11 protein-coding genes and 3 pseudogenes are annotated in these 14996 nt (G+C 58.4%); 7 read left to right on the top strand and 7 right to left on the bottom strand.

From position 1 onward, the window contains the following. The first annotated feature begins 92 nt into the window (after positions 1–92). A complete protein-coding gene (locus B0G81_RS39935) occupies positions 93–284 on the top strand; it encodes a hypothetical protein (RefSeq protein ID WP_134143734.1) in 192 nt (63 codons plus the stop codon). A 721-nt stretch (positions 285–1005) separates the two neighbouring features. On the opposite strand, the gene B0G81_RS39930 is transcribed toward B0G81_RS39935, so the two are convergent. Then, a complete protein-coding gene (locus B0G81_RS39930) occupies positions 1006–1416 on the bottom strand; it encodes a hypothetical protein (protein WP_243856860.1) in 411 nt (136 codons plus the stop codon). 415 nt (positions 1417–1831) lie between these two features. Here B0G81_RS39930 and B0G81_RS39925 point away from each other — a divergent pair, with 415 nt between their 5' ends. Next, positions 1832–2014: a hypothetical protein gene (locus B0G81_RS39925; protein ID WP_134143733.1), complete on the top strand. Its 183-nt coding sequence runs from the start codon at positions 1832–1834 to the stop codon at positions 2012–2014. A gap of 547 nt (positions 2015–2561) precedes the next feature. Then, positions 2562–2918: pseudogene (locus tag B0G81_RS39920) on the top strand (tyrosine-type recombinase/integrase); the annotation flags it as partial. Between the two features lie 182 nt (positions 2919–3100). Here B0G81_RS39920 and B0G81_RS39915 read toward each other — a convergent pair. The 3 genes and pseudogenes from B0G81_RS39915 to B0G81_RS39905 all read right to left on the bottom strand — a co-directional run bounded on the left by B0G81_RS39915 (position 3101) and on the right by B0G81_RS39905 (position 6017). After that, a protein-coding gene (locus B0G81_RS39915) for an IS5 family transposase (RefSeq protein ID WP_134143646.1) occupies positions 3101–3912 on the bottom strand; the annotation gives its coding sequence in 2 pieces (ribosomal slippage) (positions 3101–3573 and positions 3573–3912; 813 coding nt in all). A 393-nt stretch (positions 3913–4305) separates the two neighbouring features. After that, positions 4306–5333 (bottom strand): annotated as a pseudogene (locus B0G81_RS39910) (IS256 family transposase); the annotation flags it as partial. Between the two features lie 237 nt (positions 5334–5570). Beyond that, positions 5571–6017 (bottom strand): M14 family zinc carboxypeptidase, encoded by a 447-nt coding sequence (locus B0G81_RS39905; RefSeq protein WP_279590555.1) that lies wholly within the window; start codon positions 6015–6017, stop codon positions 5571–5573. Positions 6018–6300: 283 nt separating this feature from the next. On the opposite strand from B0G81_RS39905, the gene B0G81_RS39900 reads away from it, so the two are divergent. The 4 genes and pseudogenes from B0G81_RS39900 to B0G81_RS39880 all read left to right on the top strand — a co-directional run. Beyond that, a complete protein-coding gene (locus B0G81_RS39900; RefSeq protein ID WP_243856859.1) occupies positions 6301–7227 on the top strand; it encodes a cytochrome c oxidase assembly protein in 927 nt (308 codons plus the stop codon). A gap of 382 nt (positions 7228–7609) precedes the next feature. Then, complete coding sequence (locus tag B0G81_RS39895) at positions 7610–8638, top strand: GlxA family transcriptional regulator (protein ID WP_134143731.1); 1029 nt, start codon at positions 7610–7612, stop codon at positions 8636–8638. 165 nt (positions 8639–8803) lie between these two features. Continuing rightward, positions 8804–9988, top strand: coding sequence for an NADH oxidase (locus B0G81_RS39890; protein WP_243856858.1), 1185 nt, complete (start codon positions 8804–8806; stop codon positions 9986–9988). 541 nt (positions 9989–10529) lie between these two features. Continuing rightward, positions 10530–11772: pseudogene (locus B0G81_RS39880) on the top strand (IS5 family transposase); the annotation flags it as partial. Between the two features lie 147 nt (positions 11773–11919). On the opposite strand, the gene B0G81_RS39875 reads toward B0G81_RS39880, so the two are convergent. The 3 genes from B0G81_RS39875 to B0G81_RS39865 are packed head-to-tail and all read right to left on the bottom strand — an operon-like array spanning position 11920 to position 14883. Further along, complete coding sequence (locus tag B0G81_RS39875) at positions 11920–13371, bottom strand: NAD(P)(+) transhydrogenase (Re/Si-specific) subunit beta (RefSeq protein WP_134143730.1); 1452 nt, start codon at positions 13369–13371, stop codon at positions 11920–11922. Beyond that, a complete protein-coding gene (locus B0G81_RS39870; protein ID WP_134143729.1) occupies positions 13371–13703 on the bottom strand; it encodes an NAD(P) transhydrogenase subunit alpha in 333 nt (110 codons plus the stop codon). The genes B0G81_RS39875 and B0G81_RS39870 overlap by 1 nt, the downstream gene beginning before the upstream one ends. A 28-nt stretch (positions 13704–13731) precedes the next feature. Further along, a complete protein-coding gene (locus B0G81_RS39865) occupies positions 13732–14883 on the bottom strand; it encodes a Re/Si-specific NAD(P)(+) transhydrogenase subunit alpha (RefSeq protein ID WP_134143728.1) in 1152 nt (383 codons plus the stop codon). Positions 14884–14996 lie beyond the last annotated feature (113 nt).

The following is a 14996-nucleotide window of genomic DNA, read 5'->3' as shown; positions in this document are numbered from 1 at the left end:
ATGTGAACCGTCTTTGCTTACCAGTTCATGTCGCGCTCGATGCCATGCAGCGCGGCAAGGCAATCTAAACGCAGTCGAAACTATGCCAGGCGATGATCCTGAGCGGGCTGCTGGCCAGTGCGTGCGGCGATGTCACCGCCTTCGCACAGTTGCGTAGCGCTGAAGATACCTTCTCCGCCGCGTTTGACCGCAGTCGTGAGTCAGGCGTCTCGTCAACCGACGACGACGGCTTCGGGCAGTTTGCATTGATCGGCGCGACAAACAACGACACCTACACCGTATAAAGCTCGCCGCAATCAATTACGTCGCGGACGGACTCTAATGCTTCCGGGCATGGCTTTAAACTGAATCCCACCTCTTCCGTGTCCCCCTGATATGGACTCAACCTGGCAACGCACGGGCTTTTTTCTGCCCGAACCCGCTGCTCAAAATAGAAGAAAGATAGTTGACTGCGAGGCACGACCCTCTCATTTGCCGGGTGCGTCGCCATTTGGAGGATTTCGGCATTTTCGACAGCAATTCGTCGGCCGCGGCGCAAATGGAAAATGCGGTCGCAGTGGGTTCAAAAAACGACGGGCTGCGGCAGCTCGACATTTTCGTCTGGCCCGGTAATGTGCGGCTCACAGCCTGCGCAATCGGCGTGCGGTTTGGCGTGGAATGTAAGGCGCCAACCAATTGGCAGGCGGTGCAATGTCACCTGAGTCGTCGAAACGCAATGGGCGCTGGAGGCTGATGCAACCATATTCCGGCTTACCGGCAAAACCGGGTCAGGGCCGCAGGAAAGTCTCCCATAATTGAGAGGGACCCTGTATGAGGACAAGGACAGGCATCATCGTGAAATCGTGAACCAACATAGGGTGAACTGGGAAGCGCAGTTTCCTCCCAGAAAGCGATTCCGGGGAGCTTAACCATTGAAGTCGGAGTCAGGGAGCGCAGCCCGGCGGTCGCATTGAGCCACAGGCCGCCTTGAAAAATGTCCAACGGCCCCCAGGCGTCTATGTCAGATCAGGCGTTCATGGAGATTGGCGAACTGCCGTTCCCCGCGAGGAACGCTCTCAGCTTCCGCTCTGCCGCAAGTACTTCGTGCAGCGGTACACTGGCCAGTTGCGAATCATAAAGGGCAACAAGCGCTTCGAAGTCTTCAATCGCCTCGCCCGGCAAATGCCACTCGCCACACTCGTGAGCACGTGCCAAAGTCGCTTCAACGGCGTACTCGGCGATCCTGAACTGCTCCACGGGGCAACTTCCAAATCCAGCACACTGCAGGAACCAGCTCAGATACACCGCGCGCATCAATTCATTGATCAGGTGTCCATTTCCGTGACCGCTCCGACACGCAACGAGAGCAAGATGAATGGCAAGCGACTGCTCGCTCGCCGAAGCTCGATCCATTGGCAACAAAAGCGCCTTGGTCAACGGTCTATGGCCGCGGGCACTGCGGGTTTTGTTTCGTCTGGAAGACACAGATTCGAGGTTACAAGGAGCGTTGGGTGAACGGACGAATTATAGCTGGATAACTCGCGACATGTTCAACAGCCGCCCGGATGACTTCAGTGCGAGACAGCGAGAGCGCGGCGTTCGCCTTGCGGCCATACTCGCAATGGCTTTTCCCCTCAACCTCGGCCCGCAGCGCACCCGGCGCGACGTGTCGATCACACCCACAAAGTCGCGACGAAGTGGGCAGCGACCGGGCGCGATTCGCTGGGCAGTCCTGCCGTTTGATTCGCAGGCGGCATTTCTCGCAATGTGCCGCCGAAATACCCTCTAGCAGAGCGCGTTCGCAGCCCGAGGCTTTGCGAGGAAGTCGTCGTGGTCGAGCGAACTGGACCAAATGCGCCAAGGCATCGTCGGCAACTGGAAAGAGCTGGCTGCACTGCTCGGTGACCGACGGAATTCCAATCGATGTGCCTTTATCGCGCGCCACCACGGAATGTTCTCTCTGATGGGATTCAACGCGCAGCAAATCTCGACCTTACGCGAAAAGCACTCTGTCTATCGCCCGATTCAAGACTGACTTTCGCAAGTCGATTTGCGTCAAGCATTGAGGATGTTGCAGGAGCATTTGCCAACGTCGTACAGATTCAGGCTTATACTCATTCCCAAACTGTACGCCGTGGGGATCTCTGTTCAGATTAACCCTACGACCCCGCGTGACTCCCCGCGGCAGCAAATATTGCAAATGCTCAGCCCGGTCCGTGCGACCAGGAAGCACTGCAATGGAGCGCCCCCGGGTAAGTCCGAGATCGCGATTTACTCGCCAGTGCCGCGAGTAGCTGCCACGCGGCATCCAGTCTACCCGCCCTATCGCGCGCCTCGGTCATCCACGCGAGCGGTGCCGGAATGCGCCACCAGGACTCAAAGGGCCACGACCGTTTCGCTGTGAGTACCCAGACGGCCGCCCCAGCCACAGTGGCGCGGCGTGACAGTCGGCATCAACACTGCGGAATGTGAGGGTTCCGGTCTGCTGAGCGAGCGATCGCCAGCACGGTGCGAGCCACGTGTGAGGGGCAGCACCTGCAACGCGGCGAGTGCCACTTCGCCCTCGAGGTGCCGCCGGGCGAGAGACCCCGCTCATGCTGCCGGTCGGCCAGTCATTCAAACCACACACACGCGCCGCGTTTCACCGGCTCGTGAAGGACGTCTTCAGCGGCACCGCAGGCTCGTTGCGTTCGCGTGGCGACGACCATGCGCAGCGCGCTGACAACCTCGAGCAGGCATCGGCACACTGGCTACGTCATAGTACCGGGTCACATATGGCGGATCAGCAACTCGATCTGCGACTCGTGCGCGATAACCTCGGGCATGCCTCACTGACGACAACCAGGCAGTATCTGCACCTCCATGACCATCTCCAGCATCGCCAGACCGACGAGAAACACCGGATCGACTGGGGACGCTCGACGCGCCCCGGACGATGACGGCGAGAGGTCGACCCCGGCGCCACTATCCCCTCCCCCGGCCGGCGGCAACTCAAGGTTTGATCAGGAAATCGTTGGCCGTGAGTCTGACCACTTGGCCCGGACGCAAGCGCACTTTTCTTTCGGCGACCGCGACAATGCGGCGCCACCAGTCAGTAAAAGGCTTAGAAGTTGTTGCGAAATTAGCTAAACAGTGGCTTGAGACGTGTCCAGCAAATTAAGGCACAAGCCAGAGACAGGAAGGCTTCATGGATGTGGGCATAACGTTCGTAGCGAATCTTCAGGCGTCGAAACGAGTGAAGCCATGCAATCGAACGCTCGACGGGCCAGCGCGTTTTGCCGAGACCACTTCCATGGACCGAGCCAATTTTTGCGAGCAACGGCGTGATGCCGCGCGCTCTCAAACGTTGCCGATGGGGTTCGGAACTGTAGCCCCGGTCACCCTGAACGATTTGTGGTTTATGCAGGGGGCGCCCGCGCTTGCCTCTGATATATGGAATTGCCTCGACGAGTGCATCGAGTTGGGTGATGTCATGTCGATTCGCTGCGCTCAGGATGACCGCGAGCGGGATGCCTTGCGCGTCGACGATGAGGTGGTGTTTGCTGCCGAGCTTGCGCCGGTCCGTGGGATTCGGGCCGGTTTTTTTCCCGCCAGCATGGCGCGAATCGATGAACTGTCCACGAGCGCTCGCGACAAATCGATTTCGCCGCGACGGCGTAGTTCGGCCAGCAGCGTTTCGTGGATGCGTTGCCAGACACCTGCTTCCTGCCATGCGACAAGCCGTCGCCAGCAGGCTGTGCCTGAGCCGCATCCCATCTCCTGCGGCAGGAGATTCCACGCGATGCCTGAGCGCAGTACGAACACGATGCCCGTCAGTACAGCACGGTCGGGTGTTGGCTTGCGCCCCGCATATTGCCGATTGCGAGGTGCTCGCGCAGGCAGAAGTGGTTCGATGAGTGACCACAGTTCGTCGTCTATGAGTTCTTTAGGCATTGCTTCCTGTCAGGCAAAACAAGACAGAAAGTTAACACCAAGTCAGAAAAGTTAACAGGCCTAAAACTTAATTTCGCAACAGTTTCTTAATCATGCGGACGTGGTCAGCACCGCCGGGGAACCAGAATTGCGCTTCGAGCGCTTCCCGCGTGATCGCACGGGCGACCTGCCGTGTAGCGCTTCGGGCCTTATGGAAAACCGGGTTTGCGGTGTGGCGGGCACGCGACGGCGAAGACGGTTAGTTGCATCCGTTCATTCAAGTTGGACCGCAAAGTGAGCCTTTACGGGAGAGCAACCGCCTTCTGACTTTGACGAATCTCTGATGCAGGCCAACGACAACCGCATCACGCGCAGAGTTAAAGTCAATTGTGGTGTTTGCGAGGCGCGATCTGATCAGGCGGCAAGCGGTTGCTGAGCCGGTGTGCTGTCGGTCACCGGTAGTCCGTCTTCGAAGGAAATTCCTCCGAGCAGCGAGGCGATTTTTTCTGGCGCACGAATGCGCCGCCATGATTGTTCCGCTGACTCGACGAGCTTGAATGCAAGACCAAGGAAGGTCGGACGCGAGACGCAATTGCGAGTGCGGGTTGTTCGATGTCGAACGGTGGCAAAGGTCGACTCAATCGGGTTAGTCGTTCGCAAATGCTGCCAGTGTTCCGCAGGAAAGCCATAGAAGGCAAGCAGTTCGTCGCTGTCTTTCGTGAGTTTTTCCGTCGCCTTTGGATACCTGGCCGAATAAGTGCCAGTAAAGCGATTAAAGGCCGCGGGCGCTTCTTCGCGCGTGGCGGCTTGCCAAATCTCCTGCAGGCCAGCTTTGGCCCGACCATGCTGGGATTTAGGCAAGGCGCTGAGAATGTTTCCAGTCTTATGGAACCAGTAGCGCTGATGCCGGGTCTTTGGAAACACTTCAGCCAATGCCGCCCACAGACCCAGCCCCATCGCCGGCCGCGAGCAGCGGACCGCTTTGCAGGCCTCGCGCTTTCAGATCCCGCAAGAGCTCGCACCAGGCGTCCTTGGACTCGCGGAAGCCGTCGCCGATCGCCACACGTTCTTTCGTTCCGTCCGGCTTCACGCCGATGATTACCAACGGGCACTGGCCATCCGAATCGTCACTGCGCAGCCCCGCGTGGATCCCATCGGCCCACCAATATACCCGAGCGCGAGTTGGACAGATCACGCTGATTCCAAAGAGCGTGCTCTTCGGCCCACTGGGCCTTCAGACGGCTGACCACGTTGAGCGAAAGGCCTTCGGCCTCTTCACCCAGCAGCACGCTCAGCGCCTCGCTCATGTTGCCGGTCGAGACGCCGCGTAGATACAGCCAGGGCAACGCCGCCGACACGCGGGGTGACTTACGAATGTAGGGCGGCCCAATGTTCGAATTGAACTTCACGCCCGAGCCCGAGCGATCGCGGACCTTCGGCACCGGAGCTGAGTCCACCACCTGTGGTTCTGTCAGGCGGCGCCCTCCCTCTTCGCTGCCAATGCAACAACGGGGCGCTCGCCGCCCTTGGGTGAACAGGCGCCCAGTCATGAATATATGGGCGTCCTCGTCGATGTACCGTATTGAACACGATTATTTGTTTCGAATACGATCCAACCACAGGGTCGCCCGCAGAAAACTCAAACTCTATCGCCATCAGCGATTGGAGTGACACTACTCTCACTTCGCCGCAATACAAAACGCCAGCAGCCCGGAGGTGACCTCATCAATGATTTGCTTCATCTCCGTATACACGGGATGAAACGGCGTCGAATGGTGCTTGCTCCCCCACTCGATCGTATAAGAGAACACTTTCGCCTTCTTTGCATCGATGATGTGGCGGCTGTATGCGTAGTCGTCGGAGGTGCCCGCCGTCGGATAGAGGCTCATCGACGGCTCGGTCTTGTACACGCGTCCGCGCGACGCCTTGATCGCGTCGCGCATTTCGTTGGCAAGTCCGACCGCGATTTTCTTGTCCTCCGCTTCGATGTACTCGCGATACGCCTGGTCGTTCGCGATACCGCGTTTGCCATCGTACGCTGGGTTCTGGAAGTTCATGTCGGGATGACTGCTCTGGTCCTCGTCATCACCCCAGTTGTACAGGATGTCTTCCGAAAAGCTGTGCAGAGGGCAATTTCACTTAGAAAATTCAAGGATTTGTGAGATGAACACCGGCCACTCTCCACCCAGAACATCCGCCTTAAAGAACAAACGACTTCTTAATACGTCTTCGACCCTGAAGGAAAGAGGTCATGGGCATGTATGCTTGTCTCCGCTTGAGGTCAGGCGAAGCTTCAATGAAGCCGTCAGACCATTGAACCTATCAGTCAGGACATATATCCCTCGATCGCGGACATGCAATTGCGCTCTTAGTCAACTATATGCGATCGTACCGATACGCCGGAGCGTGATGCACAAGCTGTATTGCTCCCCTTACGCCGCCGGCCTCTTACCGATGGAGCCGATTGATGACTCTGCTGAAGTTCTTAAAGCCTTGGGAACCCTCACTTCCTCACTTCTTTTCGTTGCAGTATTTCTGGTGACTGCAGCCTTCTTTGTTCGAGGCGCTTGGCGGCTTCAACCGTCGATTGGACGCCAAGTCGCGTTCTGGAGCGGGATGGCCATTTTTTACGTCTCTCTTCACACGCGAGTCGACTATTACGCCGAGCATCAGTTCGCCGTCCATCGCCTTCAACATCTTGCCCTTCACCATCTCGCCCCGCTTCTGGTCATGGCAGCGTATCCAGGAAGCGTTATCCGCGCCGGGTTACCGCTAAACGCTCGAATGAAACTGAGGCGGGTGCTGCGGCGCCAATCAATCGTTGTTTCCCGATCGGTACTTCTACACCCAAGCGTCGTCACAATCGCGTTTCTAGCGTCGATTGTCTTTTGGCTGGTTCCATCGGTCCAATTCGTTGCAATGCTTGATTGGCGGCTCTACTTTGCAATGAACTGGTCCGTCGCAGTGACCGGTCTAATGTATTGGTGGATGGTAGTGGACCACCGGCAAAGTCCGCCTGCCCGTCTGAGCGCCGGCATGCGCGTGATGTCGCCCATCATTACTATGACACCACAGATACTCCTCGGTTCTATGATCGCATTCTCATCACGAGACCTGTATCCAATCTTCACCATCTGCGGGCGAGCGTTCACGGACATAAGCGCCGAGTTCGACCAGAGTTTGGGTGGGCTCATCATGTGGATTCCTGCGGCGGTTCTGGAGGCGATCGGTGCACTACTCGCATTGCGCCGTATGATGCATCTCTCAGAGCGTCCGAGCGCTGCCGGCACAATAGGCAAGCGGCCTGCTGTAATAGCGTCAGAGTCGCTGTCTTAACCTGTGCTTTCCCTGCCGACCCAAAGTTGCGGCCACGCGGCGCGAAAAGGCAATTCTCGGAACCACGATTCCAGTTGAGAGAACTGCTCGGTGATCCCAGCAGACGCCCCTCGCCGCATGTGGGACGTCGGTTCCTCAATTTTGGCCACTCGGGGCGGGACGCACTCGAATCCGCTCTGATTCATCTCGGCGTGCGGCCCCGCCCTGAACGGCGAATGCCCAGTAACCTTGAACGGTCCGAGGAGTGTGTGGCGCCCACTATATGACGGTTTTTGAGGTATGTTCGTCCTTTCCGCCACGCTCGGAAGGCGGTATCGTTCAATGTCGGGTCGGTGTGTTGGCCCCAACGCTCCGATGGAACGGATTTGAGAACTGAAACGCTATGTCTGATGAGATATTCGAGGGAATCGCGACAACAAGGGACGTTGCATTCGTCGTCTTTCCAGGTTTTCAGATTCAGGATTTGAGTGGCCCGCTTTCAGCATTCGAGATTGCAGGAAACGTCAGTGCACACGGCGGCTATCGTTGCACAGTCGTCTCACTCACCGGAGGAGAAGTAGTTTCCTCGGCTGGTTTGGGCGTGGTCACGCAGAAAGTTCAGCGGAAACCGTTGGACACGCTTATCGTCGTGGGAGGCGCGGTGTCTGCACACCCTGATGCGCTAGGCCCTGTCGCCGATCAGCTTGCCATAGCTAGTGTGAACGGCAGCCGTCGTATCGCCAGCGTTTGTACTGGCGCCTTCATACTTGCCTCCGCTGGGCTGTTGGACGGAAGGCGCGCAACTACTCACTGGAAACATGCATCGCACCTGCGTCATCAGTATCCGAAGGTGAAAGTCGAAGGCGACCGCATTTTTACAAAAGACGGCCCGATTTGGACCTCGGCTGGGGTCACGGCTGGTATCGACCTAGCGCTTGCCATGATTGAAGAGGATCTTGGGAGTTCGGTGTCTCACGCGACCGCGCAAATGCTGGTGGTATATCATCGTCGCCCCGGCGGTCAATCTCAATTCTCCGCGTTGGCGGACATGGAGCCCGCGTCAGATCGAATCCGCGACGTGCTCACCTACATTCGCGAACACTTAACCGAACCTTTGTCAACAGAGCAACTCGCTGCCATTGCTTGTCTGAGTCCTCGTCAGTTCGGACGCACTTTCCTAACTGAGACGGGAGAAACACCCGCTAAAGCCGTCGAGCGGCTTCGAGTTGAGGTCGCCAGACAACGCGTGGAAAGCGGCGGCGAGCCGATTGAAATAATCGCACGTACCGTCGGTTTCTCGGACCCCGAGCGAATGCGCCGCGCCTTCATCAGAGTAACCGGTCATCCACCACAGACCATTCGCCGGATGGCCGGTCAGGATGCGCCCGCGCTTCATCGGGTAGAAGAGCAAGTTTGCGGTGAATTCGCATAAGCGAACTTGTCTTGCAGGCAAGGAATACGGGGATAACGCATGCCGAGCATGCGTTGCGGTTTGCCAAAGCAGCCGTCAAGAGAATATCCGTAACGTTCGCCGTAAACTTCCAAATACACCAGAGCCGCCAATGCATCTCTGCCATTAGGTCCCGGGAACTGTCATATGAGAGAAGGTCTTTCCATTATCGCAAATCACGCGTCGATTCGTGACGGCGAGTCACTACTGAGCCTCGAACTGCGATCATGCGTCACGAATCAAGGTTTGCTCGAGTTGTCATTGGAGGAGGTGGAGATCAGTGGCCCTGCTGACAATGAAGTGATCGTTCGTGTAGAAGCTACACCGCTCAATCCGTCGGACATTGGTCTGCTCTTCGGGTCTGCAGACCTTGACAAAGCAAGGGGCGGTGGGACTGCCGATCGACCGACTCTGACAGCGCCGGTTTCCGTCGCTGCGTTAGGCCAGCTAACATCGCGCATTGACAAGTCGCTGCCGGTCGGAAACGAAGGTGCGGGCGTGGTGGTCCGTGCAGGCGCCAATGCATCGGATCTGCTTGGTCAAACCGTTTCAATGGTCGGTGGCGGCATGTACACGCAATATCGGCGGATCGATCGGGATGCTTGCATGGCTCTCGAGGAAGGCATCAAGCCGGCCGAGGGCGCAGCTGCCTTCGTCAATCCTTTGACGGCGCTAAGCATAGTCGAGACCATGCGGCGCGAAGGGCACCGCGCAATTGTGCATACAGCTGCTGCATCCAGTCTCGGGCAGATGCTCGTCAAACTGTGCAATAAAGAAGGCATAGAACTCGTGAATGTCGTGCGTAGCGATACGCAGGTTCACGTACTCCAGAACTTAGGCGCCCAATATGTGCTGGACAGCACTTCGCCTACGTTCGAGACCGACCTGACCGACGCGATTGCTGCGACGCGCGCGACGTTGTGTTTCGATGCGTTATCCGGAGGCCCCGTTCCAGGAGCGATTCTGGCGTCTATGGAAAAAGCGCTCAGCCGCGCTACCAGTGAGTACAAGCGTTACGGCTCGACCGAGCACAAGCAAATCTACATGTACGGCGTGTTGGATCCTCGGCCGATCGTGCTTCCGCGTGTGGGTATGGCGTGGGGTGCAGGCGGGTGGCTGCTGACTGAGTTTCTGGCGAAAATCGGACCACAAACGGTACAGAACCTACGAGAGCGTGCCAAGAGTGGACTGCGCACGACGTTTGCGAGCCAGTACAAAGCGGAGATTTCGTTAGCGGATGCATTGACGCCTGAGATGATCAGCAAATACTCGAAGCGAAGTACTGGAGAGAAGTATCTGATCAATCCGGCCAAAGGGCTCAGCGCGAGATAGGCTTGTGGCAAGCTGAAGATTTCGATTGAGACTGGCGCGGGATAGCTCCCCGCGCCAGCACGCAGGAATGATATGGCGCAACTAAGACGCTTATCAGCGAGTCTGCGATCCGCAATTCGACCTTTAAGCCGCGTGTCTGGTCATCATCGCACACTTGAATGGACTCGCCACGAATCCACGCCTGAGTTTGAAGAAGTGAGATTGACCCCAACGCTCTTCGAAGAGAGCCATGTGCGATTTAACCTCACTACTCCACTTGGATCGTCCGTACACATGTTTACGAAAAGTATGATAGTAACTAACGGCCCGGAGCGCTAGAACCTGTGTGAATACCCAGCCGTATAGACCTGATTTGTCGCGCGAATGTTCGTTCCCAGGCTCGGCCCCGTTCCGACAATTGTTGTCGGAATGTCATACTCGAAGGCAGCTGTGATGAGGTTGTTTTTGTCTATCGCATAGGTAGCGCCGACCGTCACTGCACGAGGGCTGAGGGCTGATGCCTGGCCCGTACATGTTCGCCACCGTATGGCTGGAATCGACGCGCTTGAGTGACCTGATCAACTGGGATCGGCTGGGCATGCTGATGAGCGAGAGCTTTGTGTCCAGCCAAGGTCGACCCGCGAGCTCGCCACGCCTGATTGCGGGGCTGCTGTATTTGCAGCACGCGTTCGACCTGTCGGACGAAGAGGTCGTCTGGCAATGGGTGGAGAACCCGTATTGGCAGGTGTTCACTGGCGAAACCTATTTGCAGACCGAGGCGCCGATCGACCCGTCGAGCCTGACACGCTGGCGCAAACGGCGGGGCGAAGCCGGTGTTGAAGAGCTGCTGGCCGAGACGATCGAAGCAGCCAAACGTGCCGGCGTGATCAAGGCCTCGAGCGTGAAGCGCGTGATTGTAGACACGACGGTCATGGACAAGGCAATTGCCCATCCAACCGATTCGCGGTTGCTCGATCGATGTCGCGAACATCTGGTGAAGACGGCCGCGCGGCATGGCCGGAAGCTGCTGCAGAACTACAATCGCGAGGCGCCGCGTCTGGGGGCTCAGATTGGCCGCCACGCTCACGCGAAGCAGTACAAGCGTATGAGAAAGGCATTGCGCACGCTGCGTTCGCGCGTTGGGCGGGTGATACGCGATGTGGAGCGACAGGTCGCCCAGGTCGCAGACCCCGGTCGTGCTGCGCTGCTAGATCTGATTAACCGCACGAAGCGCATTCTGGCGCAGAAGCCAAAGGGCAAAAACAAGCTCTACGCACTGCATGCACCGGAAGTCGAGTGTCTGGCCAAAGGCAAGGCGGGCACACCGTACGAGTTCGGCGTGAAAGTGTCGATGGGGACGACGCACAAGGAAGGACTGGTAGTTGGCATGCGCTCCATGCCGGGCAATCCGCACGACGGTCACACGTTGGAAGAAGCGCCGGAGCAGGCGGCAATATCTGAGCGACGTGACGCCGGAAGTCGCCGTCGTGGATCGAGGCTACAAGGGTGTCACCATCGACGGCGTGAAGATCTACCGCCCGGGGTTTACGGCGTGGCATTACACGCGGACTACGCGCGATGATCAGGCGGCGAAGTGCAATCGAGCCAGCCATCGGTCACATGAAAGCGGACGGCAAACTCGATCGATACTGGCTCAAAGGCGCGCTCGGTGACGCGATGTACGGGGTGCTGTGCGGTGCCCCGGCCACAACCTGCGGATGATCCTCAGGAAGCTGAGGATTTTTTACGCCATCGTCCTCACCGCTTTGCTCAACCGTACCGTGACCTCTCCGCCAACAGCCTGAATTGAGTACCAGACAAGGTGAATTGTTCAGGGCTGACTGATTAGCCAAAAAAGCTGACGGAATATTCATGCGAAAACTATTAGCAGGACAGGTTCGGCCGCTACTGGCAGCAGGGTCGCAAATAACCGACGTCAGCTGTTGATAGGTTCATGTCGATCGCACCATTTCCTCAATCACCTTCTTCGCATCGCCGAACACCATCATCGTCTTGTCCATGTAGAACAGGTCGTTGTCGAGCCCGGCGTAACCCGCCGCCATCGAGCGCTTGTTGACGATCACCGTGCGCGCCTTGTACGCCTCGATAATCGGCATACCCGCGATCGCCGACTTCGGATCGGTCTTCGCCGCCGGGTTCACCACGTCGTTCGCGCCGAGCACCAGCACTACGTCGACCTGACCAAACTCGCCGTTGATGTCGTCCATTTCGTAGACCATGTCGTACGGCACTTCGGCTTCGGCGAGCAGCACGTTCATGTGACCCGGCATCCGTCCGGCAACAGGGTGAATCGCGTACTTCACCTCGATGCCCTTCTCGACCAGCTTGTCGGTCAACTCCTTCAACGCATGCTGTGCGCGCGCGACGGCCAGACCATAACCCGGCACGATCACCACGGTTTCAGCATTGCCGAGCATGAACGACGCATCGTCGGCCGAACCGGACTTCACCGGACGCTGCTCCGCCGACCCGCCCGCCGCAGCCGCGCCCGGCTCATTGCCGAAGCCTCCGAGAATCACGTTGAAGAACGAACGGTTCATCGCGCGGCACATGATGTACGACAGAATCGCACCCGACGACCCCACCAGCGAGCCCGCGATGATCAGCATCGGATTGTTCAGCGAGAAGCCGATGCCCGCCGCCGCCCAGCCCGAGTACGAGTTCAGCATCGACACCACCACCGGCATATCCGCCCCGCCGATCGGAATGATGATCAGCACGCCGAGCACGAACGCGATCAGCGTCATGATGATGAACGGCAGCCACGATTGCGTGAGGAAGAAGATCACGCCGAAGCCGAGCATCGCGAGCGCAAGCAGCAGGTTGATCAGATGCTGTCCTGCGTACACGACCGGCGCGCCCTGGAACAGCCGGAACTTGTACTTGCCCGACAGTTTGCCGAACGCGATCACCGAACCGGAGAACGTGATCGCACCGACGAACGTGCCGATGAACAGCTCGACGCGGTTGCCGTAAGGCAGGAAGCCCGGCGCGGTGTTCTCCGGATCGACGAGACCGAACGCGGCCGGCTCAGACACCACCGCATACGCAATACACACAGCGGCGAGACCGATCAGCGAGTGCATGGCCGCGACCAGTTCCGGCATCTTGGTCATCTCGACGCGAGCCGCGACGAACGCGCCGACCGCACCGCCGACCACCAGCGCAACCAGCAGCAGACCCAGCCCCAATCCGAGATTCGAACCGAGCCCATTAGCCTGCCTGACAATCAGCGCGATGGTCGTGAGGATCGCGATCGCCATCCCCGCCATGCCGAAGGTATTGCCGATGCGCGCCGTCTTCGGATTGGACAGCCCCTTGAGCGCCTGAATGAAACAGACCGACGCGACCAGATAAAGCAGCGTGACGACGTTCAGACTCATTACGCGTTCTCCTTGGCCGATTTGTCTGCGATCAGCTTCTTCGGCTCTTTCTTGCGGAACATCTCCAGCATTCGCCGGGTGACGAGAAAGCCGCCGAACACGTTCACTGCCGCGAGCGCGACCGCCAGCGTGCCGAAGAACTTGCCGGGCGTGCCCAGAGTGAGACCCGCGGCGAGCATCGCGCCGACGATCACAATCGCCGAGATCGCATTGGTCACCGCCATCAGCGGCGTGTGCAGCGCGGGCGTGACGTTCCAGACCACGTGGTAGCCGACGTAGATCGCCAGCACGAAGATGATCAGGTTGATAACGGTGTGACTCATGACTTCCATTTCCCTACCTTTTTCTCTTTTTCAATGACTAGAACTTCCGCAGAACCTGCCCGGCACGCGTGAGGAGTGTTGCGGCCACGATGTCGTCATCCAGATCGATATTCACCGCGCCCTCCTGCGTATCAATCAGCTTGAGAAATTCGAGGAGATTTCGGGCATACAGCGCGGACGCGTCGGTGGGAACCATCGCCGCCAGATTCGAAAAACCCACGATCGTCACGCCGTATCTGACAACGACCTTATCGGTTTCGGTAAGGGGACAGTTTCCGCCCGGATGGCCCTCGTACTGCGCGCCGCGGGACGCCGCCAGATCAACAATGACCGATCCGCCTTTCATCGCTGCCACGGTCTCTACGGAAATTAACGTAGGGGCCAGACGACCAGGTATAAGGGCCGTTGTGATGACGATATCCGCCTGCTTCGCGCGCTCATGGACGAGCGCCGCCTGACGAGCAAGCCAGGACTGCGGCATCGCCCGCGCGTACCCGCCCGAACCAGCCGCCGCTTCGCGCTCTTCATCCGTAGCAAATGGGACATCAAGGAATTTGGCCCCCAGAGACTCAATCTGCTCCTTAACCGCAGGCCGCACGTCCGATGCCTCCACGATGGCGCCAAGGCGTTTCGCCGTTGCAACGGCCTGTAAGCCCGCTACGCCGGCGCCTAGCACGAGTACGCGCGCAGCCTTCACAGTTCCCGCTGCGGTCATCAGCATGGGCATGAAGCGCGGATAGTGATGTGCTGCGATCAGCACAGCCTTGTAGCCTGCGATGTTCGCCTGCGAGCTCAGCACGTCCAAGCTCTGTGCGCGCGTGTTGCGCGGCGCAGCCTCCAGTGCAAAGGCCGTAACGCCTGCCGATGCGAGCCGGTTGGCGTTGCCCTGATCGAAGGGATCGAGCATGCCAACAAGCACTGCGCCCGGCTTCAAATACTGCAGATCTTCGTCACCCGGAGTTCGCACCGTCAGAACCACGTTGCAGCCCAATGCCTGCTCCTGGGTGACAATTGAAGCACCGGCTTTCTGGTAGTCATCGTCTGAAAACGTGGCTTTCACCCCCGCCTGTGATGCCACCCTTACCGTCAGACCACGTTCGATGAGGCGTTTGACCACCTCGGGCGTGAGCGCCACGCGATCTTCGCCCACGTGCCGCTCAATCGGCACCCCAACATCGTTCGTCCCCATGATTGATTTTTACGAAAATAGTCAAAGTTCTGAAAAGGCAACCGCTCTCGAAACAAACTCGCGGACGCAAAGTCCCGAGGGTCGATCACGCGACCGGGAGTTCGTTCCTAAGG

It is taken from the genome of Paraburkholderia sp. BL6665CI2N2, assembly GCF_004366535.1.
In the GTDB taxonomy this organism is placed as follows: domain Bacteria; phylum Pseudomonadota; class Gammaproteobacteria; order Burkholderiales; family Burkholderiaceae; genus Paraburkholderia.
Note: the sequence above shows the minus strand (reverse complement) of the source record. Positions and strands in the feature narration are given on the sequence as shown.

Bases quoted from the DNA above. Each gene is read 5' to 3' on its own strand.
- B0G81_RS39935 (WP_134143734.1), top strand. From the start codon at position 93: ATGATCCTGAGCGGGCTGCTGGCCAGTGCGTGCGGCGATGTCACCGCC.
- B0G81_RS39925 (WP_134143733.1), top strand. From the start codon at position 1,832: ATGCGCCAAGGCATCGTCGGCAACTGGAAAGAGCTGGCTGCACTGCTC.
- B0G81_RS39900 (WP_243856859.1), top strand. From the start codon at position 6,301: ATGCACAAGCTGTATTGCTCCCCTTACGCCGCCGGCCTCTTACCGATG.
- B0G81_RS39895 (WP_134143731.1), top strand. From the start codon at position 7,610: ATGTCTGATGAGATATTCGAGGGAATCGCGACAACAAGGGACGTTGCA.
- B0G81_RS39890 (WP_243856858.1), top strand. From the start codon at position 8,804: ATGAGAGAAGGTCTTTCCATTATCGCAAATCACGCGTCGATTCGTGAC.
- B0G81_RS39875 (WP_134143730.1), bottom strand. From the start codon at position 13,371: ATGAGTCTGAACGTCGTCACGCTGCTTTATCTGGTCGCGTCGGTCTGT.
- B0G81_RS39870 (WP_134143729.1), bottom strand. From the start codon at position 13,703: ATGGAAGTCATGAGTCACACCGTTATCAACCTGATCATCTTCGTGCTG.
- B0G81_RS39865 (WP_134143728.1), bottom strand. From the start codon at position 14,883: ATGGGGACGAACGATGTTGGGGTGCCGATTGAGCGGCACGTGGGCGAA.